At 32.1% G+C, this 361-nt stretch carries 1 protein-coding gene; it reads right to left on the bottom strand.

Features of this window, described 5'->3' with window-relative positions; genetic code table 11:
* Positions 1 to 345, bottom strand: a 345-nt coding sequence (locus tag CDOM16188_RS11145) for a relaxase/mobilization nuclease domain-containing protein (protein ID WP_367649355.1), incomplete at its 3' end; no start/stop codon positions are given.
* Between the last annotated feature and the right edge of the window lie 16 nt (positions 346 to 361).

Below are 361 nucleotides of genomic sequence, written 5' to 3'. Positions count from 1 at the left end.
TTTAATTGCTCCTTGAGCTACTAGATTTTTTAATGTTTGATCTAGCTCTGCTACTGTGTTGTAATGTGCAAGATCTTTTTTGTCTATGCGTATATTGTTAAATCTTTTAGGATCATTAGGGCTTGTAAAGCCGTATTCATCGTTAATAGTTCTTTTCCATAAGTCTATATTGAATTGATCGTTCTTTGCATAGTATGGATTAAAACTCTTGCCGCTTATTAGATCTATTTTTGGAATTAAAAAATTTAGTTCTAGCCTGCCGTTTTTGTCACTATGCTCTACCCAAAGAATATTAACGCGATCTTTCATATAATCGCCAAGCAAAGCTCTTTCAAAGTCTTGTATAATCTCTTGTTTAATT

This window comes from Campylobacter sp. RM16188 (genome assembly GCF_012978795.1).
GTDB lineage: Bacteria > Campylobacterota > Campylobacteria > Campylobacterales > Campylobacteraceae > Campylobacter_A > Campylobacter_A canis.
The sequence above is the reverse complement of the archived record's forward strand: the minus strand, read 5'-3'. Positions and strand labels throughout refer to the sequence as shown.